Source organism: Glycomyces sp. NPDC021274 (assembly GCF_040641195.1).
GTDB lineage: Bacteria > Actinomycetota > Actinomycetes > Mycobacteriales > Micromonosporaceae > Glycomyces.
This window is the reverse complement of the sequence record NZ_JBFADC010000004.1, coordinates 17270-43487: the sequence shown is the minus strand read 5'-3', so window position 1 is coordinate 43487 and position 26218 is coordinate 17270. Positions and strand designations below refer to the sequence as shown.

Here is a 26218-nt window from a genome sequence, read left to right as displayed (position 1 = left end):
TCCTAAGCCCTGGCGTAGCCGGTGATGCGCTGGCTGTACTTCGCGCCGGCGGGCTGGCCCGAGGTGCGCGAGACGTGGACGGCGTTGTTGATCGCACGCACCAGCCAGGCGTTGACCGAGGCGCCGTCAGAGGAGGCCGCCTTCTCGACGTCCTCCTTCAGCGACTCGGGAAGACGCAACGTGATGCGGGCGACGTCGTCGTCCACCGGCGGGGCCGGAGGCGGCGCGATCTCGGCGGTCTCGCCGCCGCTCACCCGCAGGTCCACTTCCCGGCCGCGCACGCGCAGGTCGACCGAGGCCGAGGAACCGGCCTGGTCGAGCCCCGCCGTGATCTCGGCGGCGGCCTCCGAAAGGGCTTCCATGAGCGCCAGGCGAGCGCCCGCGTCCAGCGCCTCGGACAGCAGTTCAGCGGTCCGCGCGGCTTCCTCGCCACCGGGCGCGGCGGCAGCGGTGAGGCTCCGGCGGAGCGATTCGATATACGGCGTCAAGTCCATGACACCATGGTGACATCATTTCTGACGTCTGTCAAGCGGCGTTCTGGAACCAGACACTGCGATCCGAACCACCACTCCCACCCGCACGCCGCCCCCGCACCCGCCGAAGCCGGGCGCGTGCCGGACCACACTCCGCAGCCGAGTACCCTCAGGGAGTCGAGAACCAGCAATAACAGGCACCGAACACGAAACGAGGGGGAGCGGGGATGCCCGAAATCGTACCGATGGACGTCCAACTCATCGCCTGGACGCACTTCGAGTCCCCGGCCGACGTCCCCTGGGAGACGGACGCCGACGGCGGCCAAGCCCTCGCCGAATTCGCCGGACGCGCCTGCTACCAGTCCTGGAAGAAGCCCAACCCCAAGACCGCCACGAACGCCGGATACCTCGAGCACATCCTCCAGGTCGGCCACCTCTCGGTCCTCGAGCACGGCACCGTCAGCTTCTACCTCAGCGGCATCTCCCGCTCCCTGACGCACGAGCTGATCCGCCACCGCCACTTCTCGTACTCCCAGCTCTCCCAGCGCTACGTCCCCGAGCGCGACGCCGCCATGGTCGAACCCGAGGCCATCGCGAACGACCCCGAACTCCACGAGCGCTTCCTCGCCGCGGCCGAAGCCGCCCAGAGCGCCTACAACGACCTCCTCGAAGGCCTCGAGAAGCAGTTCGCCGACGTCGCCAACCCCACGCTGCGCCGAAAGCAAGCGCGCCAAGCGGCGCGCGCAGTACTCCCCAACGCCACCGAGACCCGCATCGTCGTGACCGGCAACTACCGCGCCTGGCGGCACTTCGTCGCCATGCGCGCGTCCGAGCACGCCGACGTCGAGATCCGGGCGCTGGCCGTCGAATGCCTCAAGCAGCTCAAAGACAAGGCCCCCAACGTCTTCGCCGACTTCCAGATCACGAAGCTCGACGACGGCACCGAGGTCGCCTCCAGCCCCTACGTCACCGAGGGCTAGAGCCGCAGGCAACTCCCCGCCGCCACCGGGCAACGCCCGCAAGGACCGCCGAGCGGGCCGATCGCAGGCCCGCAACGCTCCTTGAGGGCCGTTTCGCGGTGGCGCGGCGGAAAAACTTGAGACAGTTACAAACGCAGCGAGCGGCCGGGCGCAGGCGCCCCGGCCGCCGGACCAAGCATTGGTGAAAGCAACATGCGCAACGCAACGCGCCCCTTCGGGCGAACACTCGCGGCCATGATCACGCCGTTCACGCCCTCGGGCGAACTCGACGTCCCCGGCACCGCCGCCCTCGCGCGCCACCTCGCCGACGAGCAGGGCTGCGAGGGCCTCGTCGTCAACGGCACCACCGGCGAATCCCCCACCACCACCGACGCCGAGAAGACCCAGGTCCTCGAGACCGTCCTCGAAGCCGTCGGCGACCGCGTCCACGTCATCGCCGGGGCCTCCACCTACGACACCCGCCACTCCGTGCGCCTCGCCCAGGACGCCCAGAAGGCCGGCGCCCACGGGCTCCTGCTCGTCACCCCCTACTACAACAAGCCCACCCAGGCCGGCGTCATCGCGCACTTCAGCGCCATCGCCGACGCCGTCGAGCTGCCGGTGATGCTCTACGACATCCCCCCGCGCTCGGTCATCGGCATCGAAGAGGACACCTTCGCCCGCCTCGCCGAGCACACCCGCATCATCAGTGTCAAGGACGCCACCGGCGACCTCGCCAAGGCCCAGCGCGTCCGCGTCGCCACCGGCCTCGCCTTCTACTGCGGCGTCGACGAACTCAACCTCGCCGCCTACGCCACCGGCCAGGTCGGCGTCGTCTCCGTCGTCGCCCACCTCCTCGGCAAGCACCTCAACGCCATGTTCGACGCCTACGACGACGGCGACACCGCCAAGGCCGCCGAGATCAACGACCGGCTCCTGCCCGCCGTCACCGCCCTCATGGGACGCGGACCCGGGATCATCGCCGTCAAGGCCGGACTGGGCGGCCAAGGCGTGCCCGCCGGCGAACCCCGCCTGCCGCTCCTGCCCGCGGACGAAGTGCTCGCCGCCGATATCGCCACCGCCCTCGCCGATCTGAAGGAGGCCTGATGGGCCTGACACGACCCAAGACCCTCGGCGCACCCGGCGCCCTCCCCGAAGGGGCGCTGCGCGTCATCCCGCTCGGCGGACTCGGCGCCATCGGGCGCAACATGACGCTCTTCGAATACGAAGGGCGCCTGCTCATCGTCGACTGCGGGGTGCTCTTCCCCGACGTCGACCAGCCCGGCGTCGACCTGATCCTGCCGGACTTCACGCCGATCCTCGACCGCCTCGACGACATCGAGGCCATCGTCGTCACCCACGGCCACGAGGACCACATCGGCGCGATCCCCTACCTGCTCGAGCACAAGAACGACATCCCCGTCGTCGGCTCCAGGTTCTCGGTCGCCCTGGTGGAGGCCAAGCTCCGCGAGCGCCGCATCAAGCCCGCCGGCGTCGTCGTCGCCGAGAACGAGACCCTGCAGCTCGGGCCGTTCGGCTGCGAGTTCCTCGCCGTCAACCACTCGATCCCGGACGCGCTCGCCGTCGCGATCCGCACCGAGGCCGGCCTGGTGCTCCACACCGGCGACTTCAAGATGGACCAGCTGCCGCTCGACGGGCGCATCACCGACCTCGCCGGCTTCGCCCGCCTCGGCGACCAGGGCGTCGACCTGCTCCTCTCGGACTCCACGAACGCCGAGATCCCCGGCTTCGTGACCTCGGAGCGCCAGATCGGGCCCGTGCTCGACCGGCTCTTCGAGGACGTCAAGGGCCGCATCATCGTCGCGTCCTTCGCCAGCCACGTGCACCGCGTGCAGCAGGTCCTGGACGCCGCGTACGCGCACGGCCGCAAGGTCGCGTTCGTCGGCCGCTCGATGGTGCGCAACATGGCGATCGCCCGCGACCTCGGCCTCATGGAGGTCCCCGAAGGGCTCCTCGTGAGCATGGACGAGGCGGTGCGACTGCCCGGCGACGAGATCGTCTACATGTCCACCGGTTCGCAGGGCGAGCCGATGAGCGCCTTGGGCCGCATGGCCTCCGGCGACCACCGGCACATCGCGGTCGAGCCCGAGGACACGATCATCCTCGCCTCCTCGCTCGTGCCCGGCAACGAGACCGCCGTGTACGGCGTCATCAACCGCCTCGCGCGCACCGGCGCGACCGTGATCCACAAGGACGTCGCGAAGGTCCACGTCTCCGGCCACGCCCCCGCGGGCGAGCTGCTGTACGTGCTCAACGTCGTCAAGCCCTCCAACATGATCCCGGTCCACGGCGAGGCCCGGCACCTCCAGGCGCACGCGCGCCTCGCCATCGAGTCGGGTGTGCCGGCCGACCAGGTCATCGTCATCGAGAACGGCGACGTCGTCGACCTGATCGACGGCCGCGCGCGCCTCGTCGGGCATGTCCCGAACAACCTGATCTACGTCGACGGCCTCTCCGTGGGCGACGTCGGCGAGCCCGTGCTCAGCGAGCGCCGGATGCTCGGCGACGGCGGCTTCATCGCGGCCACGGTCGTCATCGACTCCGAGAACGGCAAGATCGTCGGCGGCCCGACGGTCTCCGCGCGCGGGTTCTCCGAGGACCCGAAGGCCTTCGACGGGGTCCTGCCGCTCATCGACGACGCCATGGAGCGCGCCGCGGTGGACGGCATCACCGACCCGCACCAGCTGCAGCAGATCCTGCGGCGCACGGTCGGCAAGTGGGTCAACGACACCTACCGCCGCCGCCCGATGATCGTGCCGCACGTCCTTGAAGTATGAGAGGACGCGAGAAGCGCAGCCTCGAAGTATGAGAGGACGCAAGGAGCAAAGCCTCGAGGTCTGAGAACGCAAGCGGCGCAATCGCGAACAAGTGAACGCAAAGCGGCGGGGCCGCGCCCTTTCGGGCGCGGCCCCGCCGCTTTGCGCCTTGCGTCAGCCGGGGTGGACGGTGACGGTCGGATTGGTGCCCGGCAGTGGTTGCATCGCTTGGGCGGTCAGGAGCGCCTCGTTCCTGCGCGGGTTCGTCTGCATCAGGAAGGTGCTCAGCGCCAGCAACAGCGCGGCGACCAGGATGAGGTAGACGCCGCTGTCGGCGGTGATGTCGATGTCTGACGCGGATTCGGAGTACTCGTCCTCGTACTCGTCGTCGCTCGATGTCGAGGCTTCCAGGACCTGGCGCATCACCGTGACGGGGTGGTAGGCGAAGGCCGCCAGCAGCGCCGCGGTGCCGATCGCTCCGAGACGGGACGGCCAGCGCAGCGCGGGGCTTCGGTGGGCGCTCATACCGACCGCCGCGAGCAGCGCGAGCGCCAGGACCACTGTGGCCGTGTCGATGCCGAAGCCGCCGGTGCCGTACAGGCCCGAGAGGGAGTAGAAGGCCATCTCGTCGTTGAGCTCGTCGATCTTGATGCGGGGGAGGAGCAGCGAGACGCACAGTAGCGCCAGACCGACTCCGGCCACAGTCAGGCCGAGCATCGAGGGCCGGTCGGAGGGCGGGGGAACGGGCAGCATCGGCTGCTGTCCGGGTTGCTGCGGAGGGCCCATCGGAGGCGGCTGGTGCATTTGCAGGGGCTGCGTGCCCTGCGGTGGCGGCGGCATCATGTGCGGCTGCCCGGGCGGAACCGGTGGGATGGAAGGTTCCTGAGGAGAGTCGGTGTTCACGGACCTGATGGTACTGGCCCGGCACGCTGCGCAGAGTCCCTGAACATGAGGGGGTGTCGTGTTTGCTTTGCGGTTCGAGCGGGCGAGGGCGCGATGCGTGTCGGACCTGCGCGGTATTTTTGTGCCAGGGGTCCCTTAAGGGGGATTTATCATCTTAAAAGGGTATTTGCTAGCTTTTCGCCTTGAATGGCAGCGGGTTCGGCGGTTCGATGCGGAGGTCGTTGACCACCATGTCGTCCGGGGCGTTGAGGATCCCGACGATGGTCGTCGCGATCGACTCCGGGCTCGTCGCGCGGGCCGGGTCGTAGTCCGCGCCGTACTGCTCGCGGACGCTGCGCTGCATGTCGGTGGCGAAATGCGAGGGGTACACGCTGGTCACCCGCACCCCGTTGGGCTGCTCCTCGCCGCGCAGCGCATCGGCCAGCGCGCGCAGCGCGTGCTTGCTCGCGGCGTACGAGCCCCACTTCGGCCCCGCGTTGAGCCCCGCCCCCGAATTGACGAAGACGACGTGGCCCCGCGCGGCGCGCAACGCCGGGAGCAGGGCGCGGGTCAGTTCGGCCGGGGCGGTCACGTTGATTGCGAGCGTCCGCTCCCACTGCTCGAGCGGCTGCTCGGCGACGGTACCGATGTGGGCGATCCCGGCATTGTGGATCACCCCGTCGAGCCGTTCCAGGCCGAGCGCGGCCACCGCGTCCGCGATCCGCGCCGGTTCGGCCAGGTCCAGCACGAGCGTCCGGTCGTGCGGCACACCGTCCAGAGCGGACTCGCTGCGCGCGTGCGCGATCACCTTGTCGCCGCGGGCGGTGAGCTGCTCGGCGAGGGTCCGGCCGAGCCCGCGGCCCGCGCCGGTCACCAGAATCGTTTTCGACATGCCGTCACATTAACCGTTTTCATGGTTGCCTTCGGCCCGACTCCGCTCGGCATGAGGGCGGTAACGTATGGGGCATGATGGCCAGGACGAGCGGCAGTTCGGGCGGCGCCGCCCGCAAGGGGGGCGCGGTCCGCAAGAGCACTGCACCCGCGGCGCGCCGCAAGCCCGCCGCATCCGCCGCCCGATCGCCCGCGAAGCCCGCTCCGCGCAAGGCGGCGAAGTCGACCGCTAAGAAGACCACCAAACAGGGCTCGCAAAAGCAGTCCACCGCCAAGCGGGCCGCCAAGAAGACCACCGCGAAACGCAAAGGCATGGACGCGGTCCCCGGACCGCTCGAAGCACTCGGCCTCGGCCTGCGCGGCCTCTGGGTCGGCACCGCCCGCTCCACGGGCTGGATGGCCCGTTCCGTCGGCAAGGAGGCCGCCACGGCCCGCGACATCGATCCCGCGCACCGTCGAGACGGCCTCGGGCTCTTCATCATCGCCATCGCGATCGTCCTGGCCTGCGCGGTCTGGTTCGACGTGGCCGGCCCGATCGGCGAACGGCTCGCGTTCATCCTCGACTGGCTGCTGGGCCTCGCCACCCGCGCGCTCCCGGTGCTGCTGGTCCTGTGGGGACTGCGCGTGATGCGGCAGGTGCCGCCCGAAGAGGCGCACGGCCGCTCACTGGTGGGCTGGACCTCGCTCTGGCTCTCGAGCCTCGGCCTGCTGCACCTGATCTCGGGCCTGCCGTCCGACATGGGCGAGCGGATGGTCGCGGGCGGCCAGATCGGCTGGCTCGTGGGCGGCGGCCTCGCGCTGGGCGTCTCGTCGTACGTGGCGTTCCCGCTGCTGATCCTCCTGCTGCTGTTCGGGGTCCTGGTGGTGACTGCGACGCCGCTGAACCAGGTGCCGTACAAGCTCGGCCGCCTGTGGGACCTGGCGACCGGCCGGGTCGACGCCTATGAGGACGATGACGAGGAGGGCGAGGAGCCCAGCCCGCGCAAGACGCGCGCCGAGAGCCGCGAGGCGAAGCGGCTCAAGGAGGAGGAGGCGCGCCGGGTGCACCGTCCGACGACGGTGCTGCCGCGGCTCGCGCCCGAGGAGGTGCCGGAGCTCAACTCCGAGCACGTGTCGGCGCGCGACTCCTCGCCTACGCCTGAGCCCGAGCCGGTGCGCGAACCGCCGAAGCACTCGCCGCCGCCCAAGCGGATCGAGCAGCCGACTCTTTCGGACGGCGGCGCGGCCGTGGACGGCGACTACCGGCTCCCGTCGATGGACCTGCTGCCGGTCGGCCCGACCGCCAAGAAGCGGTCCAAGGCCAACGACTCGGTCATCGCCGCCTTGCAGGAGGTGTTCGCGCAGTTCCAAGTGGACGCGGCGGTCACCGGCTTCACGCGCGGCCCGACGGTGACGCGATACGAGGTCGAGCTGGGGCCGGCGGTGAAGGTCGAGCGGATCATCCAGCTCTCCAAGAACATCGCGTACGCGGTCAAGAGCTCCGACATCCGCATCATCAACCCGATCCCGGGCAAGAGCGCCGTCGGCGTCGAGATCCCCAACACCGACCGCGACGACGTGGCGCTCGGCGACGTGCTCCGCTCGCCGCTCGCCCAGTCCGACGCCCACCCGATGATCGTGGGCCTGGGCAAGGACGTCGAAGGCGGCTACGTCCTCACCAACCTGACGAAGACCCCGCACCTCTTGGTGGCCGGCGCCACCGGCTCAGGTAAATCTAGCCTCATCAATACTTTGCTGGTGTCGATGCTGGTGCGGGCCACGCCCGAGCAGGTGCGGCTGCTGCTCATCGACCCCAAGCGGGTCGAGCTCACCAACTACGAGGGCGTGCCGCACCTCGTCCACCCCATCGTGACCAACCCGAAGAAGGCGTCCGACGCGCTCCAGTGGGTGGTCAAGGAGATGGACATGCGCTATGAGGACCTCGCGAAGGCCGGTGTGCGCCATGTGGACGACTTCAACCGGAAGGTGCGCTCGGGCGAGCTCAAGACCGATCCGGCCTCGGGCCGGGAGCTGCGCCCGCACCCGTACCTGCTGGTGATCGTGGACGAGCTGGCCGACCTGATGATGGTGGCGGCCAGGGACGTCGAGGAGTCGGTCGTCCGCATCACGCAGCTGGCCCGCGCGGCCGGCATCCACCTGGTGCTCGCCACGCAGCGGCCGTCGGTGGACGTGGTCACCGGCCTCATCAAGGCGAACGTGCCGTCGCGGCTGGCGTTCTCCACATCGTCGCTGGCGGACTCGCGGGTCATCCTCGACCAGCCGGGCGCGGAGAAGCTCGTGGGCCGCGGCGACGGGCTGTTCCTACCGATGGGCGCGTCCAAGCCCGAGCGGATCCAGGGCGCGTGGGTCAGCGACGCCGAGATCGAAGCGGTCGTGGAGCATGTGAAGTCCCAGATGGAGCCGCAGTTCATCGAGGAGGTCACGGCGACACCGGGTTCGACGCGCGACATCGACCCCGACATCGGGGACGACCTCGAACTGCTCATCCAGGCGATCGAGCAGGTCGTGACCACGCAGTTCGGTTCCACTTCGATGCTGCAGCGCAAGCTGCGCGTGGGCTTCGCGAAGGCCGGGCGGCTCATGGACCTCATGGAGACCCGCGGCGTGGTGGGCCCCTCCGAGGGGACGAAGGCGCGCGATGTGCTGGTGAAACCCGACGAGTTGGACGGCGTCATCGCCTCGCTCCAGGGCTAGACGATGCGCGAAGGGCCGGTCCGCGGAAGCGGACCGGCCCTGCTTGCGGCTCAGGCGAAGCTGACGGTGAGCTCGTGGTTCTTGTCGCCGCTGATCGACATCGAGATGTCCTCCGCGGGCCACTTGACCGGGCCCTTCGGGTGGAAGCTCAGCGAGTAGTCGAGCATGTCGGCGGGCACGTCGTACGTGAGGGTGAACGTGCGCCAGACGGCGTCGGTGAGGTCCTCGTCCACGTGCTCGGACGTGAGAGGCGTGAGCGCGCCGTTGGCGTCGGCGATCTTGAACGCCTCGTTCGGGTCGATGGCCCATTCGAGGCCGTTGGCCGAGTGGAGCCACCCGAACTCGACCGTGAGCAGGGCCCGGTCCGGTTCGGCCACCCAGCCGGCGCCGGGCTGGAAGACGTCGCGGGCGAGGTAGAACTGCGTCTGGTAGCGCCAGTCGTCGAAGGAGTACTCGTAGCTGCCGCGGGTGGCGGAGCCGTCCACGGAGCCCTCGACCACCTCGGACTCGGCGACGGCCTTACCGGTGTACAGCGCCTGGATGAGGCCTTCGCGGGTGCGTTCGCGCAGGTCCATGGTCTGGGTGCGTTCGACGTCGACCACTTCGAGCGTGATCGGGGCGTCCTTCTCCGCGACCGTGAAGAAGACCTCGCCGGGGGCGGGCACCTCGCCGTCGAAGTCCCAGGCCTCGTCGCCGATCTTCAGCGTCGCGGCCAGCTCGCCGGCCTCGGCGTTGAAGGGCGCTTCGACGCCGGGCTCGCGCGAGAACTGGACGAGCGTGAACTCGTACCCGGGCTGGGGCGAGTACAGGCTCGGGTTCTCACCGAACAGGTAGTCGAGCTGGAAGCCCTCGGGCAGGGCGTCGAAGGACGCCACGCACTCGACGCGGAGCGCGAAGTGGGCGCCCATGAGCAGGCCCTCGTCGCCGGCGAACCGGGACGCGTCGTCCGCGGGGCACACCGAGACCGGGACCTCGTCGCTGGTGAGCGTGTAGCCGGCGCGGGTGTGGAGCGTGCCGGTGGGCGGGGCGCCGCAGGCGGCGACCGTCATCACTGCGACCGCGGCGAGCAGCGCGAACGCGGAACGGCGGATCACGTGAGGGGTGCGGGCACGGCGATGGGCTGGGGCGATGTCTTTGGGGGACATAGCGCAAGCCTAGGGTATGGCCGCCAGGTGCGACGATGCACTGTTGCCCCTGCGCAGGCGGGTATCGAAAGGGCCGGATTGTCCGATTCGTAACCGGTCCGCGACCGGTCGGTCGCGACGACTCGGGTAAGCCCGGTCACCCCGCCGACCAGGGTCACTGTGGCCCGCCCCGCCGCCGGGGGCATTCGCGCCCCGCCGGTAGGTACGCTTTCCTGGTGTCTGCAGCTCATTCGACCCGTTCCGAGGAATCGACCGCACGCGAAGCCGGCAAGAGCGTCGCGCTCTTGACCCTCGGCTGCGCCCGCAACGAGACCGACTCCGAGGAGCTGGCCGCCCGCCTCGCCGCCGGCGGTTGGCGCATCAGCGACGACGGCGAGAACGCCGACGTCGTCATGGTCAACACCTGCGGTTTCATCGAGCAGGCCAAGACCGAGTCCATCGACGTCCTCCTCGACGCCTCCTCCACCGGCGCCAAGGTCGTCGCGACCGGCTGCATGGCCGAGCGCTACGGCCGCGAGCTGGCCGAGAGCCTGCCCGAGGCCGACGCCGTGCTCGGCTTCGACCACTACCCGGACATGGCGGCCCGGCTCGACGACATCCTCGCCGGGCGTTCGATCGAGTCCCACCAGCCGTCCGACCGCCGCAAGCTCCTGCCGCTGGCCCCCGCCGCGCGCCAGAGCGCCGCCGCCGTCGTCCCCGGCCACTCCCGCGCCTCCCAGGCCGACGCCGCCCAGCTCGACGCGGGCGCCCCGCAGCACCTCGCGGTCGTGCGCAAGCGCCTCACCGACGGCCCCGTCGCGAACCTCAAGCTCGCCTCCGGCTGCGACCGCCGCTGCACTTTCTGCGCGATCCCGTCCTTCCGCGGCTCGTTCGTCTCCCGCACGCCCGAGGAGATCCTCGCCGAGGCCGCCTGGCTCGCCTCCGAAGGCGTCAAGGAGCTCAACCTCGTCTCGGAGAACACCACCTCCTACGGCAAGGACCTCGCCGACTCCCAGGCGCTGGAGCACCTGCTGGAGGGCATGTCCGCCATCGAGGGCATCGAGTGGATCCGCCTCTCCTACCTGCAGCCCGCCGAGCTGCGCCCGAGCCTCATCGAAGCGATGCAGCGCACGGACAAGGTGGTGCCGTACTTCGACCTGTCGTTCCAGCACTCCTCCGCCAAGGTCCTGCGCCGCATGCGCCGCTTCGGCTCCACCGAGAACTTCCTGGCCCTGCTCAAGCAGATCCGCGACGTCGACCCGCTCGCCGGCGCCCGCACCAACGTTATCGTCGGCTTCCCCGGCGAGACCGAGGAGGACGTCGAGGAGCTCATGGGCTTCCTCGAAGAGGCCCGCCTCGACTCCACCGGCGTGTTCGCCTACTCCGACGAGGACGGCACCGAAGCGGTGCACCTCGACGGGCACGTGGACGAGGACGTCGTCTCCGAGCGCCACACCCGCGTCTCGATGCTCGTCGACGAACTGGTGAGCCAGCGCGCCGCCGAGCGCGTCGGCGAGGTCATGAAGGTCCTCGTCGAGTCCGTCGAAGACGACGGCGTGGACGGCCGCGGCGCCCACCAGGCCCCCGAGGTCGACGGCACGATCGCGCTCGTGGGCGAGGTCGAGGGCCTGGAGCCCGGCGACTTCGTGACGGCGAAGGTGATCGACTCGCACGGTGTCGACCTCGTGGCGGAGATCGTCGAGGAGGCCTGGTGACCACTGAGGACCCGCCGGTCTCACCGTGGAACATCGCGAACGTGGTGACGGTGGCCCGGATCTTCCTGGTCCCGGTGTTCGCGGTGTTCGTGGTTCTCTCGGGGATGGAGCACCCGGGCTGGCGGATGGCCGCCTGCGCGCTGTTCGTGTTCATCTCGGCGACGGACTTCGTGGACGGCTGGCTGGCGCGCTCGCGCGGCCTGGTCACCGATTTCGGGAAGCTCGCCGACCCGATCGCCGACAAGATCCTCATCGGCGCCTCGCTGATCCTCTTGAGCTACTACGACCACCTCGCGTGGTGGGTGACCGTGGTCATCCTCCTGCGTGAACTGGGGATCACGGCGCTGCGCGTGGCGGTGCTGCGGCGCACGGTGATCGCGGCCGACCGGGGAGGGAAGCTCAAGACGGTCCTGCAGATCACGGCCGTGGCCTGGTACCTGTGGCCGTGGCCGTCCCCGCTGGACGCGGTGGGCCCGTGGCTGATGGGGGCCGCGCTCGTCCTCACGGTGGCGACGGGAATGGATTACCTCTGGAAAGCATTCAAAACGAAGAAGAGCGAGCCGAACCGGACGAGATAGGCTTGCGGAACCCACCTAAGCTCATGTGAGCTATCGCGGCGCGGAGGAGAATCCTATGGTGTTGTTGCGGGAACTGCTGGGAGAGACCCTGCGGCGCCGCCGCCGCGCGCAGAAGCGGACGCTGCGGGACGTGTCGAAGCAGGCCAATGTGAGCCTGGGCTACCTCTCGGAGATCGAACGGGGCCACAAGGAACCGTCGAGCGAGCTGCTGGCCTCGGTGTGCGGGGCATTGCAGGTGCGCCTGTCCGAGGTGCTGGCGGAGGTCTCGCGCGAGGTCGCCGTCCACGAGCGCGGCGAGGCCGAGTCCCTGGGGCGCGAGGCGCTGGCGCAGGGCCGCCAGGTCGCGGTGCTGCCCCGGCCGCGCGACAAGGCCGAGAGCGACGTCCAGGAGGAGGTCGCCCGTCGGCGGCGCGCCCTGTCGGCGGCGCCCGCTTCGATTGCGCAGGTCCGCTCTCGGCACCGGCGTGGCGACGTGACCGATTCGGTGGTCCGCGCGGCGGCTTGAAATCAGCCGATGATGTAGTTTTGGCGATTGAGGCGCCACCCTGTCCCACGCAAGTGGCGCCGATGTCCGACACTAGAGGCATGTCGGCGTGGCTGAACACATTTATGGCTCGAAAGCTTCGCCAAGGAGCACCGGAAGGACCCCGATAATGGCCAATCCGTTCGTCAAGGGCTGGAAATACATGATGGCGCTCTTCGGTGCGAAGATCGATGAGCATGCCGACCCCAAGATCCAGATCCAGCAGGCGATTGAAGAAGCCCAGAAGCAGCACCAGGCGCTGGTGGGGCAGGCGGCGTCCGTGATCGGGAACCAGCGTCAGCTGGAGATGAAGCTCAACCGCTCGATGTCCGAGGTGGAGCGTCTGCAGGCGCAGGCCCGCCAGGCCCTCGTGCTCGCGGACAAGGCCCGTGCCGACGGCGACGAGGCGAAGGCCCAGCAGTTCGAGTCGACCGCCGAGATCCTCGCCGGCCAGCTGGTCTCCACCGAACAGTCCCTCGAGGACATGAAGGTGATGCACGACCAGGCGCTCACCGCTGCGGACCAGGCCAAGAAGGCCGTCGAGAACAACCAGATGATCCTGCAGCAGAAGCTGCAGGAGCGCACGAAGCTGCTCGGCCAGCTCGAGCAGGCCAAGATGCAGGAGACGATCGCCTCCTCGCTCGAGTCGATGTCGCAGACCGCCGCCCCCGGCAACGTCCCGAACTTCGACGAGATCCGCGACAAGATCGAAGGCCGCTACTCGAACGCGATGGGCCGCGCCGAGCTCGCCTCGAACTCGGTGGAGGGCCGCCTCCTCGAGGTCAACCGCGCCACCCGTGACATGGCGGGCGCCTCGCGCCTGGACCAGATCCGCGCGTCGCTCGAGGGCGAGCAGCTCTCCGGCGGGAAGGTGAGCCCGGCGATCGAGTCGAAGGAGTCGACGACGAACGCCCGCCTCGCGGACATCCGCGCGTCGCTGGGCAACGACGAGGGCACGGCCGAGCCCGAGGCCGACAAGACCAAGAGCTGACCCGAAGGGACCCCCGGTGGACGCCAAGGACCGCAAGCGCGCGTTCAAGCGCCTGCGCTCCCGGTTGTCCTCCGCCAAGTCCTGGACGACCACCGCGGGAGGCGCTGTCGCCGGCAGCGCCTTCTTCGTGCCTTATGCCGGTCTCGGTACGCCGGACGGGATCTGGGTGACGGTCGCGGGGTTCTCGACCGCGATGGCGGTGGTCCGCTGGTTCGACTACCGCCGCCTCGCCCGCGCGCTCCCGGACGCCGAGCGCGTCTCGTTGGAGCTGCACGGCCCGGCGAAGCTGGCGAAGGAGGCGCAGGGCCTCTTCGGCGAGACGGCCGAGGCGATCCGGCGCGGGCGCATCCGTGCGAAGTTCCGGGGCAGTCGGGCGCTGCCTCCGTACGAGCGGCTCGAGCGGGCGTCGATCGCCGCCGAGCAGATGGCGAGGCGCCTCGAAGGGAACGAGGAGGCGGTGGCGATCCTCGCGGGGGCGTCGAAGGCCGGGCAGGAGTTGTACCGGCTCGCCTTGGGCGTCAAGGACGTCGAGGCGGCGATCGCGATCGCGCCCGAGGTGAAGCGCGCCGGTCTGGGCGCGAACCTGGACCGCATGGTGGAGCGCCTGGAAGCGGGCGTGGCCGCCTATGAGGACATGGTGAGCGCGGCGGGGGAGTGCCTGGCCGGTTCGATCGGGCTGCAGCAGGCGCTGTCGGCGCACCGCTCGGACGAGACGCTGGACCTGCTCACCGATGCCGCCGACCGGCTGCGCGCGGCCGGTGACGCGGCGAGTGAGATCCGCGGGAGCGTCGGTCCCCAGGCCAACGGCTGACGATCCGTCACGCGTGGTGACGCGACAGACGCGCTGCGGAGTGGGATGAGGCGAATAGGTCTCATTTGATCTAATTCGACGATGAAATCCCCGATGCTCCGAGCGGTCGCAGTCGCGGCCGCGGCCTGCTTGACCGGTCTGGTTCCCGGCGGCGCCGCGTACGCCCAGAACGTGCCCGCGGGAGCGGTGAAGATGTTCCTCAAAGACCACGAGGACCTCCCGCTGGCGGCCTCCGAGGACGGCGCCCACTTGACCGCCGACCCGCACCTGTGGCGGCTCGTCGCCGTCGAGGCGTTCCAGGAGCTCGGCCGGTACCAGCTCGTGCACGACGACTCGGGCCGGTGCCTGAGCGCCGACACCACCGGGGGCGGCGAGACCGCGCCGGTGTTCCTCATCGACTGCGCCGACGCGATCGCCTGGGAGGTCGTCTTCGACACGGTGCCCGCCAACAGCGACTTCCGCTTCATCACCGCCGACGGCTACTTCCTCGGCCTGGCGGACGGGTCCGAGGCGGAGGAGGGCGCCGAGGTTCTCGCGGTGCAGCTGGAGACGGGTACCAGCAGGCACTTCCAGGAGTGGCTGTTCGCGGCCCCGCCGCCGGGACCCACGCCGTCCGCATCGCCGTCCCCCTCCGCTCCCGCGCCGAGCGAGAACCAGTCCTCCCCCTCCCCGGTCGAGTCCGGGTCGCCGAAGCCGACGCTCCCGACCACGGGCGCGGGCCTGGGCCTCGGGGTCGGCGCCGGCGTCGTGGCCGTCGCGGGCGGCGCGGCCCTCGTGCTGTGGTGGCAGCGCCGCCGCGCGCTGCGGGCCGACTGGTGAGAGGCCAAGGCGCGCAAGCGCAGGGCCCCCTGCAACACGACGCGCCGTCACGACACACTGAATCCCACGATGCGGGAAATGGTGGTTCGGGCCCACGGCCGGTGGCATACTACTTTTCGTGACCTTCCAGCTCATGATTAGCTGCGGGCGTTCCGCGGAGCACCGCCGTTAGATGCTCCCGCCGAACGCCAGACCTCCTGCCGCCCGCAGGGGGTCTTTTTCGTTCAGGGCAAACGAACGTTCAGGTAGGCCCCGCAGCGGCCGTGCCAAAAAAGTAGAAAACTGGAGCACCAAGTGACGCAACCAGATCCGCACCACGGCAGTGAACCTGCGAACAGCGGCGGGGATTTCCACGTCTTCGACACCACGCTCCGCGACGGCGCGCAGATGGAGGGCCTCCGCTACTCCGTCGCCGACAAGCTCGCCGTCGCCGAGCTCCTCGACGAACTCGGGGTCGACTACATCGAGGGCGGCTGGCCCGGCGCGATCCCCTCGGACACGGAGTTCTTCGCCCGCGCGGCCGATGAACTGAACTTCAAGCACGCCAAGCTCGTCGCCTTCGGCATGACCCGCCGCGCCGGTTCGAGCGCCGCCGAGGACCCCGGCTTCCAGGCCCTCCTCGACTCGCGCGCCCCCGTGCTCTGCCTGGTCGCCAAGTCCGACATGCGCCACGTCGCGCAGGCCCTCAAGACCACCGCCGAAGAGAACCTGGCGATGATCGCCGACTCGGTGCGCACCGGCCGCGAGCACGACCGCCAGGTCTTCATCGACTGCGAGCACTTCTTCGACGGCTTCCGCCACGACCCCGAGTACGCCGCCCTGGTGGTGCGCACCGCGCTCGAAGCCGGCGCCGAAGCGGTCGTCCTCTGCGACACCAACGGCGGCAGCATCCCCTCCGACATCACCGCCGTCGTCACCTCGCTGCGTACCCGCCTCGAAGCGGTCCTCCCGCGCGAGCGCGTACGCCTGGGCATGCACGCCCAGAACGACACCGGCTGCGCCGTCGCCAACACCCTCGCCGCCGTCCAGGCCGGCGTCATGCACGTCCAGGGCACCGCCAACGGCTACGGCGAACGCCCCGGCAACGCCAACCTCTTCAGCGTCATCGCGAACCTCGAGACCAAGCTCGGCATGAAAGTGCTGCCCGACGGCGGCCTCGCGCAGCTCACCCGCATCTCCCACGCGATCGCCGAGATCGCCAACATGACCCCCGACGAGCACGCCCCCTACACCGGGCACGCCGCATTCGCGCACAAGGCCGGCATCCACGCCTCCGCGATCAAGGCCGACCCGGCCCTGTACAACCACGTCGACCCCGTCGTCGTCGGCAACGACATGCGCATCCTCGTCACCGAGATGGCCGGTCGCGCCTCCGTCGAGCTCAAGGGCCGCGAACTGGGCATCGACCTCTCCGGCGACAAGGCCGCGCTCGACCGCATCACCAAGCGCGTCAAGGAGCTCGAGTCCAAAGGCTGGTCCTTCGAGGCCGCCGACGCGTCCTTCGAGCTGCTGGTCCGCGACGAGGTCGAAGGCGGCCTGCCCCGGCCGTTCAAGCTCGACACCTACCGCGTCATCGTCGACCACGACCCGAGCGCCGTCACCGTCGCCGAAGCCACCGTCCGCCTGGACGTCGACGGCGAACGCGTCATCGCCACCGCCCAGGGCAACGGCCCGGTCAACGCGCTCGACGCGGCCCTGCGCAGCGCCCTGGCCGCCCGCCACCCGCGCCTGGCCGAGCTCACCCTCTCCGACTTCAAGGTCCGCATCCTCGCCGGCTCCAAGGGCACCGACGCGGTCACCCGCGTCCTCGTCTCCATGAGCGACGGCGAATCCGAGTGGACCACCGTCGGCGTGGCCCCCAACCTCATCGAGGCCTCCTGGAACGCGCTCGCCGACGGCCTCGCGTACGGGCTCAACCGGCGGGGCTCCGCAAAGTCCTGAACTCCCACCGCATCGCGCGGCGCCCCACGAGCGGCGCCGCGCGGCACTGACACGGCCCGGTCCACGAGACCGGGTCCGCGCCTGCACCGCGCCGATCGTGCGGCAGGCAAGTGAAAAGGGCCCGGCCTCCGCGAGCGGAGGCCGGGCCCTTTGCCGTAGGCCCTAGTCGAAGACCGCGAGGCGCTTCTGCTCCTGCGTGCCGCCCCCGAAGGTCGTGAAGGAGCCGCCCACCGTCAGGTTCGTGCCCGACGGGTGCGCGGTCGCGTCCCAGGCGCCCACGACGCCGTTCGCGGCCGGGTTCCAGTCCAGGAGCTTCCCGTTCATGTCGACCGCGAGGAGCTTCCCGCGCTCGGCGCGCACGCCGTCCACGCACTGGCCCAGGGGGCCGGCATGGTTGGTGACGCAGGCCTTGTCGAAGTGGCCGCCGCCGATGACGGTGCTGCCCCAGACCTCGACGGTCTGCATGCCGCCGTCGACCGCCTGGTACCAGAGCGTCTCGCCGGCGCGGGTGAACGCCCGGATTTCGCCGCCGCGCCCGTCGAGCGCCGCGTACACGCGGTCCCCGGCGACCTCGACCTCGCGGGTCAGGACGTACACCTTGGACACGAACGAGGTGTCGACCGCGCCCGTGGACGGATTGACCGCGCCGAGCTTCCCGTACTTCTTGTCGCCGCCCATCGTCCCGAACGCCCCCGCGACGTACAGGCGGTCGTGGCCGTACTGGAGGTCGCGCACCGCGCCCTCCGCCACGGTCGGCTTGAACGTGGTGACGGGAGCGCCGTTGACGGCGCTGACGGCCGCGAGGGCCGGCTGGGCGAACCCGCCGACCGACAGGAACGTGCCGCCCAGGTAGACCGTGGAGCCGACCGGCTCGATCGAGTACACGGCGGCGGACGGCTTCGGGTTCCAGGCCGTGTCGAGCTTCCCGGTGTCGAGCCAGAACCGGGCCACGCGGGACCGTGCGACCCCGTCGACCTCGGTGAACTTCCCGGCGATGTACAGGTGGTCCCCGGAGGTCTTGACCTCGTGGACCGTGCCGTTCAGTGCCGGCGCGAACGGAAGGAGCACCCCCGTGGCCGAATTCACGGCCGCCAGGTAGTTGCGGCGGGAGAACGTGCCGTCGGTGTTGCGGGCTCGTGTGAAGAGCCCTCCCGAGTAGACGATGTCGCCGTCGTAGTCCACCTTGAGCACCTGGTCGTTGAACGAGGCGGACGCTTGCGGCAGGCTGGAGTCGATCGCTCCGGCGGGCGCCTGCGCGATGAACAGGGCCCCGAGCAGTACGAAGAGTGTGATCAAACGACGCATACGGCAGTCTTGCACGCAACACGCGACGCATCAGGCATTGCGCACGGCGCGTCACGGTGACGTGACGCTCCATGAATGCGCAATAGGCGGTTTCCACAGGAGACGGCCCGCGGCCCGCGCCTGCAGGCACCGCGCGCGGTGAGCACCGTGCCTGCGCCGCTGGTGCGGCCGTACTAGAGTTGTGGTGTGACTTCCTACAAGACCGATCGTGCCCGCGCGGCGGCCATGGCCGCGGATTCGGCCGTGTATGGGCGCCGCCGCTTCATGTCCGGTTTCTTCCTCGGCCTCGTGATCCTCGTGATCGCGGCCTTCGCCTTCGGCTTCGTGCTGGTGGGCGACATCGGCGAGACCATGAGGGTGCGCTTCGGCGCCACCGCCATCTCCCTGCTCGTGGCCGCGCCGCTGACCTGCGTGCTCGGCTTCCTCATCGGCCTGTTCGGGTCGGTCCGCCGCCTCGGCATGGGCATCGTCGTCGGCGCGCTCGTCGGCGTCGTCATCATCGGCGGCATCTTCCTGCTCGTGCGCTGACGCGACGCGGCACCTGACCGCGCGCCGCGCCGCACGTGATGCGGGCGCGCCCCGCGCGACAGTGCGTCGACCCCGCCCCGACCCCGAACTAAGCTGAGGCCGCAAGGTTTCGAACCAGTCTCAGAGAGGGGCCGACTGTGCGGATCGCGCGGATCGCTCAACCGACCGGCATGTCGTTCGCCGTCCTGGAAGGCGAGGGCCCCGGGGCCACCGCCGCCGAGATCGAGGGCCACCCGTTCGCGCAGATCAAGCTCACCGGCCAGCGCTGGGCGCTCGAGGACGTGCGGCTGCTCGCCCCGATCCTGCCGTCCAAGGTCGTGTGCGTCGGGCGCAACTACGCCGACCACGCCGCCGAGCTGGGCAACGAGGTGCCCAAGGAGCCCCTGATCTTCCTCAAGCCGTCCACTTCGGTGATCGGCCCGAGTGAGGCCGTCCGGCTCCCGGCCGTGGCCGACCAGGTCGAGCACGAGGCCGAGCTCGCCGTCGTGATCGGCCTGCACGGGGCCCGCGGCCTCGACCGCGAGGCCGCCAAGAGCGCGATCTACGGCTACACGTGCGCCAACGACGTGACCGCCCGCGACATCCAGCGCCAGGACGTGCAGTTCACGCGCGCCAAGGGCTTCGACTCGTTCTGCCCGATCGGGCCGTGGATCGAGACCAGCCCGGAGGTCGACATGGCCGACGCCGAGATCCGCTGCGAGGTCAACGGCGAGGTGCGCCAGCTCGGCTCGACCAAGGACATGGTCTTCGACCCGGCCGCGATCGTCGCCTACGTGTCGCAGGTGATGACGCTGCTCCCCGGCGACGTGGTGCTCACCGGCACGCCCGCCGGCGTCGGCCCGCTCCAGGCCGGCGAGACCGTCTCCGTTTCCATCGCCGGCATCGGCACGCTGTCCAACAAGGTGGTTCCCAGTGAGTAACGTCCGCACCCGCTTCTGCCCCAGCCCGACCGGTTCCCCGCACGTGGGCCTGGTGCGCACCTGCCTGTTCTCGTGGGGCTACGCCCGGGCCAAGGGCGGCGAGTTCGTGTTCCGCATCGAGGACACCGACGCGGCGCGCGACACCGAGGAGTCGTACGAGCAGCTGCTGGAGGCGCTCTCGTGGCTGGGCATGACCTGGGACGAGGGGCCCGACATCGGCGGGCCGTACGCGCCCTACCGGCAGTCGCAGCGGCTCGACGTCTACGCCGACGTGATCAAGCGGCTCCTCGACGGCGGCTACGCCTACGAGGCGTTCTCGACCAATGAAGAGGTCGAGGCCCGCCACCGCGCCGCCGGGCGCGACCCGAAGCTCGGCTACGACAACTTCGACCGCGACCTCACCGACGAGCAGAAGGCCGCCTTCCGCGCCGAGGGCCGCAACCCGGTGTACCGGATGCGGATGCCGAACGAGGACATCACGTTCCGCGACGCGGTGCGCGGCGAGGTCACGACCCCGGCCGGCACGGTGCCGGACTACGTGATCGCGCGCGGCGACGGCTCGCCGCTGTACACGCTCACCAACCCGGTGGACGACGCGATCATGAAGGTCAGCATGGTGACCCGCGGCGAGGACCTCATGCCCTCGACGCCGCGCCAGATCGTCATGTGGCGCGCGCTGGTCGAGCTGGGCATCGCCGACGCCGAGCCGGAGTACGCGCACCTGCCGCTGATCGTGGACGAGCGCGGCAAGAAGATGTCGAAGCGGGACCCGCGCTCGAACCTGCTGCAGTACAAGGAGGCCGGGTACCTCCCCGAGGGCGTGCTCAACTACGTGGCGACCCTCGGCTGGTCGATCTCGGGCGACCGCGACGTGTTCACCGTCGCGGAGTTCCTGGAGGCCTTCGACCTGCACGACGTGAAGTCGAACCCGGCGCGGTTCGACGAGAAGAAGTTCGACGCGATCTGCTCGGACCACTTCCGCGCGGTCGACGTCGACGAGCTGATCGAGATGCTCGTGCCGCGCCTGCAGGACGCGGGGCTGCTCGGCGCCGAGGTCACCGCGGCGCAGTCGCATGTGCTCGACGTGGCCGTGCCGCTGGTGCAGGAGCGGTGCGCGACGCTCTCGCAGGCCGTGGAGATGCTGCGGTTCCTGTTCTGCGGCACCGAGGTCGAGCTCGACGAGGACAGTGCGAAGAAGACGTTCAAGGACGACGCTGCGCAGGTGCTGGACGCCTCCATCGCCTCGCTCGAGGGCATCGAGTGGACGACCGGGGCGATCGAGGAGGCCTTGAAGGCCGCTCTCGTGGACGGCATGGGCCTCAAGCCCCGCAAGGCCTTCGGCCCGGTGCGGGTGGCGATCAGCGGCAAGACCGTGTCGCCGCCGCTGTACGAGTCCATGGAGCTCCTGGGCCGGGACGTGAGCCTCGCGCGCTTGCGCGCGGCCCGCGCGACCCTCTGAGCACCGCAAGCGAGAACGGCCCCGTCGGCGACGACGGGGCCGTCGCGTTTGCACGCGTCCACTACTGTGCAATGCATGGTACTGTGGATTGCGTGGACAGATCGCAACTGCTCAAGGGCCTGCTCGACATCATCGTGCTGCGCGTGCTCGAACGCCAGGACGGATACGGGTACGAGATCCTCAACCGGCTGCGCGCCGCGGGCTTCGACGATCTCGGCGACGCCTCGGTCTACGGCACGCTCCGGCGGCTCTACCGGGCGGGCTACCTGTCCACCTACGTGCAGCCGAGCGAGTCGGGCCCGCACCGCAAGTACTACTCGCTCACCGAACCCGGCCGGAAGTACCTGCGCCAGGCGCGCGAGGCCTGGGAGGACGTGAGCACCAAGATGCGAGTGCTGTTCGACGTGCCCACGAAAGGTTGACCATGACCGACGCCCCTACGCCGACCGACGTGATCGCCGCCTACCGCGCCTCGGTCGAGCACCACCTCGCCGTCCTGCTCGAGGACATCCGCCAGGACCTCGCCGCCGGGCTGCGCGCCCACCTCGCCGACGTCGCCTCGGACCTGCGGCCCGGCGAGACGCTCGAGCACCGCCTCGGCAGCCCCGACCGGCTCGCCGTCGCGGTCCTCGGCTACAACCCCGCCCTGGAGGTTTTCCAGGAGGACCATGCAACGGCCCCGGCCTCGCGATCGGTCTACACGGCATGAGCAACCCATCATCGACGACCGCAGCTTGTAGAAGGGCAGCACCATGACGACCACATCCGACCGGTCCACGGAGATCGCGTCCTACCTGGCCGCGGTGGAGCGGCACCTGAACGACCTGCCCACGCACATCAGGCAGGACCTCATGTCTGAACTGGACACCCACCTGTCCGAGGTCGCCGCCGACCTCGAACCGGGCGCGTCGCTCCGCGACCTCCTCGGCAGCCCCGAGGCCTACGCCCGCGAGCTCCGCGACACCGCCGAGGTCGAGAAGGAACCGGTCGCCGTCCGCATGCGCCGCAAGCTCTCCGACACCGCCGCCCCGGCCCTCGCCCGCGTGAAGGGCCTCGCCGACCGGTACGCCGTGAGCACCGGACACGCCGACGCCGCCGAACTGCGCGAACGCCTCCGCCCCGGCTGGTGGGTGCTGCGCGGCGCGATCGTGGCGGCTCTGTTCGTGTACTGGCTCGCGTCCGCCCAGTTCGGTGTCACCGGGTACTCGATGTTCGGATCGATCCCCGGCCTGCTGCTCATGACCGCCGTGCTGCTGGTCTGCGTGTGGGCCTCGATGCGCTTGGGCGCCAAGTCCATGGAATGGCGCGGCAGGCGCCGCCGCTGGACGATCGCCGCCGGGATCGCGATCGTCGCGCTCGCGGGCTACCAGTTCTCCTGGATGATCACGGGTGCGATGCCGACGCAGTACGTCGAGACCACGTACTACGACGACGGGCCGTACGTCAACGACGTCTACGTCTACGACGAGAACGGCAACCTGCTCACCGGCGTGTACCTGTTCGACCAGGACGGCAACCCGCTCTACCTCGGCGACCCGACCCTCTGCCCGGCCACGCCTGGCGACCCGTTCGCGACGGCAGTGGAGGAGGAGGTTGGGTACGCGTACGACGAGAACTTCGGCTACCAGTACCCGCTGTGCGCCCCGCAGGAGGCCGCGACCATGCCCGCCGGCGAGGAGCCGACCGTCGACGCGGACGGCGCGACCGAGCTTCCGTCCGAGGGCCCCACGCAGACCGCGGGAGAGATGCCTTCAGAACCGGAGACCAGCCCGGAAGCGGCCGAGTCCGCGACCCCCGGCGAGTCGCCGACCAAGTAAGCGCCGCGCGGCATGCGAACCGGCCCTGCCGCCAGGCGGGGTCGATTCCGCTTTTTCCGGGCAATACGGGCATGTTAGCGGTCCTCTATGACATTGATCTCACTAGACCTCTGTGGAAGAAGATCTGTCGAGGCGGCGCGGTGTCAATGGGCCGTTCGGGGGAGGCCCGGCACCCGAGTCCAAGGAGGACGGGGACGGCGCGCGCGATACCGGCGCTATCGGGCCAAACGGGCACCCGATAGTTTCGCTCGCATGTGGAGATGTGCCGTATTGGTGCGATTACCGAGCGGTACGGGGCGTCGGTTTCGGACCCCTAGGGTTGCCCCGATGTTTACCCGCATGCACACCTCCCGCGCGCGGCACCGAGCCGAGGACCCCGAGCGGCACCCCGCCCGTAAGCGCGTCCTCGTGTCCGCAGCCGCCGTCCTCTTCGCCGTCGGCTCCGCCAGCAGCGCCAGCGCCGCCATCATCAGCACGGACGACCCGACCGCCGAGGAACTGCTCGCCGCCGAGATCGTCGCCGACGCCGGCGACGCCGAGCACCAGTGGGACCAGGTCGCCCCGATGGAGAGCATCCTCCCCGTCAAGGAGGCCGCCGCGGTCGAACCGGTCGAGAAGACCGAGCCCGCCGAGGTCCCCGAACCCGAGCCCGAGCCCGAGCCCGCCGCGGAGGACACCGGGTCCTCCGACGGCGGCGGCAGCGTCGACATCGCCGCCGACTGCTCCGAGTACTCCGGCAACCAGGCCGTCGGCTGCACCATGACCCTCGAGGCCGGCTGGGACATGAACGAGGTCGGCTGCCTCATCGACCTGTGGAACCGGGAGTCCGGCTGGGACGAGAGCGCCTACAACTCCGGCTCGGGCGCCTACGGCATCCCGCAGTCCCTCCCCGGCGACAAGATGGCCTCGCACGGCGACGACTGGGAGACCAACCCGGCCACCCAGATCGCCTGGGGCCTGGACTACATCGACGGCCGCTACGGCAGCCCGTGCGGCGCCTGGTCGCACAGCGAGTCCAACGGCTGGTACTAGACATTCCCTAAGCTTGAGACCAAGCGGACCCGGAGTTCGCTGACCCGCAGAGCAGCCCCGGCGCGACGGCGCCGGGGCTGCTCGCACGTTCAGGCCTCAGGGCCGGTCGTCCGTCTCCCTGGAGGCCGCGCGCACCGAGCGCAGCAGCAGCCGCGGGTCGCCCAGCATCCGCTTCAGGCGGCGTTCGAGCCCGGCGATCGGGGTGAGGTTCTGCGGGGCCCGCGCGTCCTTGTGCGCGGCGGAACCCAAGGGCGGCAAGGCCGCCGCGGTGGCGTCGGCGAGCGCGATGGCCGCCTCCTCGCTCAGGTCGTCAGCGGCCTCGAGCCGCGCGACGCCCGCCCAGCCGCGGGACGAGGTGCCCGGCAGCCGCAGGTACCAGGTGTAGCGCGGCCAGCCCGACATGAGGTGGAAGACCGGGGTGCGCTGGCCCGGCTGCAGCCGCTCCACGACCGCGTTCAGCTCGCCCTGCAGGTAGGAGCGGTGGTGGCTCTTGATGTAGCCCACCGAGTTCGGGAGGCGGGTGCGCCCGCGCAGGGGCCCGTCGAGGACGGAGAGCTCGGCTTCCATGGCCACCATCGACGCCATCTTCGCCTCGAGGTCGGCCATCTTCTGCTGGGCCTCGTTGACGAGGTCGCCCGGATCGGCCGACACGGCCTCGCAGTACGGGTAGTACCCGAAGTCGACGCCGGGGCTCACCGCGGCGAACAGGCCCCGCTCCACGGCCGCCTCGGCCACGGTGGAGACCTGTCCGTCGAGGTCGCAGGCGACCGCTCCGGCCGCCCAGGAGACGCACACGCCCGGCCAGCGCTCGCCGTCCTCCAGCAGCTCGACGCGGGCGTCGATGCGGCGGACGCCGTCGACGACGACGATGCGGCGCGGGCCCGATGCGGGCGCGTCGACCGGGCGCCAGTCGGCCGGCGCGAGCTCGACGCCCGCGTTCACGATCGCCTGGTTGGCGCGCGAGGGCGACTCGGGGTTGTCCGCGAAGGACGGGTCCCAGGCGTCGACGGTGATCTGCAAGGCGCACCTGCTTTCGAAGCGGTTGCGGCCCACCCTACTTCCCGCCGTCGACGCCCGAGCGTCCGTGTCAGGCGGTGATCTCGGTGACCAGGCCGGTCTCGAGCGAGTAGACGCCGCCGACCACGGTGAGCCTGCCGTCGGCGACCAGCTCGACCATGTTGGGGTGCTCGCTGAGCGCCTGCATGGTGAGCAGGACGTTGGCCTTGATCATCGCGTCGATCGGGTCGCCGGACTCGCCTTTGGCCGCTTCGTAGGCGGCCCGCAGGGCCTCGACGGTCTCGGGGAGGGCGTACTCGTGCTCCTCGAGCTCGGTGCCCTCCTCCTCGGCCAGGAGGGCGTCGTGAGCGGCCGTGACGGCACCGCAGTGCTGGTGTCCGAGGACGACCAGGAGCGGCTCCTTGAGCGCGGCGGGGCCGTACGAGACCGACTCGGAGACCAGCGGGTCGTAGACGTTGCCGGCGGTGCGGGTGACCATGATGTCGCCGACGCCGGTGTCGAAGACGAACTCGGGGGCGACGCGCGAGTCGACGCAGCTGAAGATCGCGGCGCGGGGGGCCTGGCCCTCGGCGAGCGGCTGCCAGTCCTCGGGGGCGGTGTCGGGGTGGACGGGGGCGCCGTCGGCCCAGCGCTGGTTGCCGTCGAGCAGGGCCTGCCAGATGTCCTCGGCCGATTCGAGTTCCTTGAGGCTGGGGACGTCGGCGGTCTGCGCCGCGGCGTCCTCGCCGCCCATGCCGTTGCCGTCGGCGCTGCAGGCGTCGAGGGTGAAGACGGTGAGTGCTCCGGCGCCGATGACGCCCGCTCCGGTGATCAGCTTGCGGCGGTTGCCGCGAATGTGCAATGTGCTCATATCTGCATAAGTACTTGAATGATCAAGTTTAACGCCAGGTGAATGACCCTCATGTATCCTGCGGCACAATCGGACATCGCGCGCGAACCGGACGGCGTGCATGCCAACGGCG

25 protein-coding genes are annotated in these 26218 nt (G+C 70.2%); 18 read left to right on the top strand and 7 right to left on the bottom strand.

The window, feature by feature from the left end; all coding sequences use genetic code 11:
* Positions 1-2: 2 nt before the first annotated feature.
* Complete coding sequence (locus tag AB0I03_RS11080) at positions 3-494, bottom strand: hypothetical protein (RefSeq protein ID WP_360410098.1); 492 nt, start codon at positions 492-494, stop codon at positions 3-5.
* Positions 495-700: 206 nt separating this feature from the next.
* Here AB0I03_RS11080 and thyX point away from each other — a divergent pair, with 206 nt between their 5' ends.
* From thyX to AB0I03_RS11065, 3 genes are all read left to right on the top strand, one after another.
* Positions 701-1453, top strand: a complete 753-nt coding sequence (thyX, locus tag AB0I03_RS11075; protein ID WP_360410095.1) for an FAD-dependent thymidylate synthase — start codon at positions 701-703, stop codon at positions 1451-1453.
* Between the two features lie 234 nt (positions 1454-1687).
* Complete coding sequence (gene dapA, locus AB0I03_RS11070; protein WP_360410092.1) at positions 1688-2539, top strand: 4-hydroxy-tetrahydrodipicolinate synthase; 852 nt, start codon at positions 1688-1690, stop codon at positions 2537-2539.
* A complete protein-coding gene (locus tag AB0I03_RS11065; RefSeq protein ID WP_360410089.1) occupies positions 2539-4230 on the top strand; it encodes a ribonuclease J in 1692 nt (563 codons plus the stop codon). The genes dapA and AB0I03_RS11065 overlap by 1 nt, the downstream gene beginning before the upstream one ends.
* Before the next feature lie 153 nt (positions 4231-4383).
* Here AB0I03_RS11065 and AB0I03_RS11060 read toward each other — a convergent pair whose 3' ends face one another.
* Positions 4384-4995 carry a hypothetical protein gene (locus tag AB0I03_RS11060; RefSeq protein ID WP_360410086.1) on the bottom strand — a complete coding sequence of 204 codons (612 nt, stop codon included), beginning with the start codon at positions 4993-4995 and terminating at the stop codon, positions 4384-4386.
* Between the two features lie 286 nt (positions 4996-5281).
* Positions 5282-5983 (bottom strand): SDR family oxidoreductase, encoded by a 702-nt coding sequence (locus AB0I03_RS11055; RefSeq protein WP_360410083.1) that lies wholly within the window; start codon positions 5981-5983, stop codon positions 5282-5284.
* A gap of 311 nt (positions 5984-6294) precedes the next feature.
* Between AB0I03_RS11055 and AB0I03_RS11050 the strand changes: the two genes are divergently transcribed.
* Positions 6295-8676 carry a DNA translocase FtsK gene (locus tag AB0I03_RS11050; RefSeq protein ID WP_360411047.1) on the top strand — a complete coding sequence of 794 codons (2382 nt, stop codon included), beginning with the start codon at positions 6295-6297 and terminating at the stop codon, positions 8674-8676.
* A 50-nt stretch (positions 8677-8726) separates the two neighbouring features.
* Here the strand turns inward: AB0I03_RS11050 and AB0I03_RS11045 are convergent, their stop codons facing one another.
* Complete coding sequence (locus AB0I03_RS11045) at positions 8727-9821, bottom strand: hypothetical protein (RefSeq protein WP_360410080.1); 1095 nt, start codon at positions 9819-9821, stop codon at positions 8727-8729.
* A 215-nt stretch (positions 9822-10036) separates the two neighbouring features.
* Between AB0I03_RS11045 and rimO the strand changes: the two genes are divergently transcribed.
* From rimO to cimA, 7 genes are all read left to right on the top strand, one after another.
* Complete coding sequence (gene rimO, locus AB0I03_RS11040) at positions 10037-11515, top strand: 30S ribosomal protein S12 methylthiotransferase RimO (RefSeq protein ID WP_360410077.1); 1479 nt, start codon at positions 10037-10039, stop codon at positions 11513-11515.
* Positions 11512-12093: a CDP-diacylglycerol--glycerol-3-phosphate 3-phosphatidyltransferase gene (gene pgsA / locus AB0I03_RS11035; protein ID WP_360410074.1), complete on the top strand. Its 582-nt coding sequence runs from the start codon at positions 11512-11514 to the stop codon at positions 12091-12093. Before rimO ends, pgsA begins: the two co-directional genes overlap by 4 nt.
* 55 nt (positions 12094-12148) lie before the next feature.
* The gene (locus tag AB0I03_RS11030) at positions 12149-12598 is read left to right on the top strand and encodes a helix-turn-helix transcriptional regulator (protein ID WP_360410071.1); all 450 of its coding nucleotides are present in this window, start codon (positions 12149-12151) and stop codon (positions 12596-12598) included.
* 148 nt (positions 12599-12746) lie between these two features.
* Entirely contained in the window at positions 12747-13607 is an 861-nt protein-coding gene (locus tag AB0I03_RS11025; protein ID WP_360410068.1) for a PspA/IM30 family protein, read from the top strand.
* 16 nt (positions 13608-13623) lie between these two features.
* The gene (locus AB0I03_RS11020; protein WP_360410065.1) at positions 13624-14418 is read left to right on the top strand and encodes a hypothetical protein; all 795 of its coding nucleotides are present in this window, start codon (positions 13624-13626) and stop codon (positions 14416-14418) included.
* A gap of 81 nt (positions 14419-14499) precedes the next feature.
* Positions 14500-15237, top strand: coding sequence for a hypothetical protein (locus AB0I03_RS11015; protein WP_360410062.1), 738 nt, complete (start codon positions 14500-14502; stop codon positions 15235-15237).
* Positions 15238-15531: 294 nt separating this feature from the next.
* Positions 15532-17178 (top strand): citramalate synthase, encoded by a 1647-nt coding sequence (cimA, locus tag AB0I03_RS11010; protein WP_360410059.1) that lies wholly within the window; start codon positions 15532-15534, stop codon positions 17176-17178.
* A 162-nt stretch (positions 17179-17340) separates the two neighbouring features.
* Here the strand turns inward: cimA and AB0I03_RS11005 are convergent, their stop codons facing one another.
* Complete coding sequence (locus tag AB0I03_RS11005; RefSeq protein ID WP_360410056.1) at positions 17341-18474, bottom strand: hypothetical protein; 1134 nt, start codon at positions 18472-18474, stop codon at positions 17341-17343.
* A 195-nt stretch (positions 18475-18669) separates the two neighbouring features.
* On the opposite strand from AB0I03_RS11005, the gene AB0I03_RS11000 reads away from it, so the two are divergent.
* From AB0I03_RS11000 to AB0I03_RS10970, 7 genes are all read left to right on the top strand, one after another.
* Positions 18670-19011 (top strand): hypothetical protein, encoded by a 342-nt coding sequence (locus AB0I03_RS11000; RefSeq protein ID WP_360410053.1) that lies wholly within the window; start codon positions 18670-18672, stop codon positions 19009-19011.
* A gap of 137 nt (positions 19012-19148) precedes the next feature.
* Positions 19149-19931, top strand: coding sequence for a fumarylacetoacetate hydrolase family protein (locus AB0I03_RS10995; protein WP_360410050.1), 783 nt, complete (start codon positions 19149-19151; stop codon positions 19929-19931).
* On the top strand, positions 19924-21390 hold the full coding sequence (gene gltX / locus AB0I03_RS10990) for a glutamate--tRNA ligase (protein ID WP_360410047.1): 1467 nt from the start codon (positions 19924-19926) through the stop codon (positions 21388-21390). The genes AB0I03_RS10995 and gltX overlap by 8 nt, the downstream gene beginning before the upstream one ends.
* A gap of 92 nt (positions 21391-21482) precedes the next feature.
* A complete protein-coding gene (locus tag AB0I03_RS10985) occupies positions 21483-21812 on the top strand; it encodes a PadR family transcriptional regulator (protein WP_289954767.1) in 330 nt (109 codons plus the stop codon).
* Positions 21813-21814: 2 nt separating this feature from the next.
* Entirely contained in the window at positions 21815-22099 is a 285-nt protein-coding gene (locus tag AB0I03_RS10980) for a hypothetical protein (RefSeq protein ID WP_360410043.1), read from the top strand.
* Between the two features lie 43 nt (positions 22100-22142).
* Positions 22143-23207, top strand: a complete 1065-nt coding sequence (locus tag AB0I03_RS10975) for a hypothetical protein (protein WP_360410040.1) — start codon at positions 22143-22145, stop codon at positions 23205-23207.
* Between the two features lie 339 nt (positions 23208-23546).
* A complete protein-coding gene (locus AB0I03_RS10970) occupies positions 23547-24239 on the top strand; it encodes a lytic transglycosylase domain-containing protein (RefSeq protein WP_360410037.1) in 693 nt (230 codons plus the stop codon).
* A gap of 96 nt (positions 24240-24335) precedes the next feature.
* On the opposite strand, the gene AB0I03_RS10965 is transcribed toward AB0I03_RS10970, so the two are convergent.
* Positions 24336-25259, bottom strand: coding sequence for a hypothetical protein (locus AB0I03_RS10965; protein WP_360410034.1), 924 nt, complete (start codon positions 25257-25259; stop codon positions 24336-24338).
* Positions 25260-25326: 67 nt separating this feature from the next.
* Positions 25327-26106, bottom strand: a complete 780-nt coding sequence (locus tag AB0I03_RS10960; protein WP_360410031.1) for a carbonic anhydrase — start codon at positions 26104-26106, stop codon at positions 25327-25329.
* Positions 26107-26218: the final 112 nt, after the last annotated feature.

Excerpts from the sequence above, each read along its gene's own strand:
- AB0I03_RS11080 (WP_360410098.1), bottom strand. The coding sequence starts at position 494 with ATGGACTTGACGCCGTATATCGAATCGCTCCGCCGGAGCCTCACCGCT.
- thyX (WP_360410095.1), top strand. The coding sequence starts at position 701 with ATGCCCGAAATCGTACCGATGGACGTCCAACTCATCGCCTGGACGCAC.
- dapA (WP_360410092.1), top strand. The coding sequence starts at position 1,688 with ATGATCACGCCGTTCACGCCCTCGGGCGAACTCGACGTCCCCGGCACC.
- AB0I03_RS11065 (WP_360410089.1), top strand. The coding sequence starts at position 2,539 with ATGGGCCTGACACGACCCAAGACCCTCGGCGCACCCGGCGCCCTCCCC.
- AB0I03_RS11060 (WP_360410086.1), bottom strand. The coding sequence starts at position 4,995 with ATGGGCCCTCCGCAGCAACCCGGACAGCAGCCGATGCTGCCCGTTCCC.
- AB0I03_RS11055 (WP_360410083.1), bottom strand. The coding sequence starts at position 5,983 with ATGTCGAAAACGATTCTGGTGACCGGCGCGGGCCGCGGGCTCGGCCGG.
- AB0I03_RS11050 (WP_360411047.1), top strand. The coding sequence starts at position 6,295 with ATGGACGCGGTCCCCGGACCGCTCGAAGCACTCGGCCTCGGCCTGCGC.
- AB0I03_RS11045 (WP_360410080.1), bottom strand. The coding sequence starts at position 9,821 with ATGTCCCCCAAAGACATCGCCCCAGCCCATCGCCGTGCCCGCACCCCT.
- AB0I03_RS11030 (WP_360410071.1), top strand. The coding sequence starts at position 12,149 with ATGGTGTTGTTGCGGGAACTGCTGGGAGAGACCCTGCGGCGCCGCCGC.
- AB0I03_RS11025 (WP_360410068.1), top strand. The coding sequence starts at position 12,747 with ATGGCCAATCCGTTCGTCAAGGGCTGGAAATACATGATGGCGCTCTTC.
- AB0I03_RS11015 (WP_360410062.1), top strand. The coding sequence starts at position 14,500 with ATGAAATCCCCGATGCTCCGAGCGGTCGCAGTCGCGGCCGCGGCCTGC.
- AB0I03_RS10980 (WP_360410043.1), top strand. The coding sequence starts at position 21,815 with ATGACCGACGCCCCTACGCCGACCGACGTGATCGCCGCCTACCGCGCC.
- AB0I03_RS10975 (WP_360410040.1), top strand. The coding sequence starts at position 22,143 with ATGACGACCACATCCGACCGGTCCACGGAGATCGCGTCCTACCTGGCC.
- AB0I03_RS10970 (WP_360410037.1), top strand. The coding sequence starts at position 23,547 with ATGCACACCTCCCGCGCGCGGCACCGAGCCGAGGACCCCGAGCGGCAC.
- AB0I03_RS10960 (WP_360410031.1), bottom strand. The coding sequence starts at position 26,106 with ATGAGCACATTGCACATTCGCGGCAACCGCCGCAAGCTGATCACCGGA.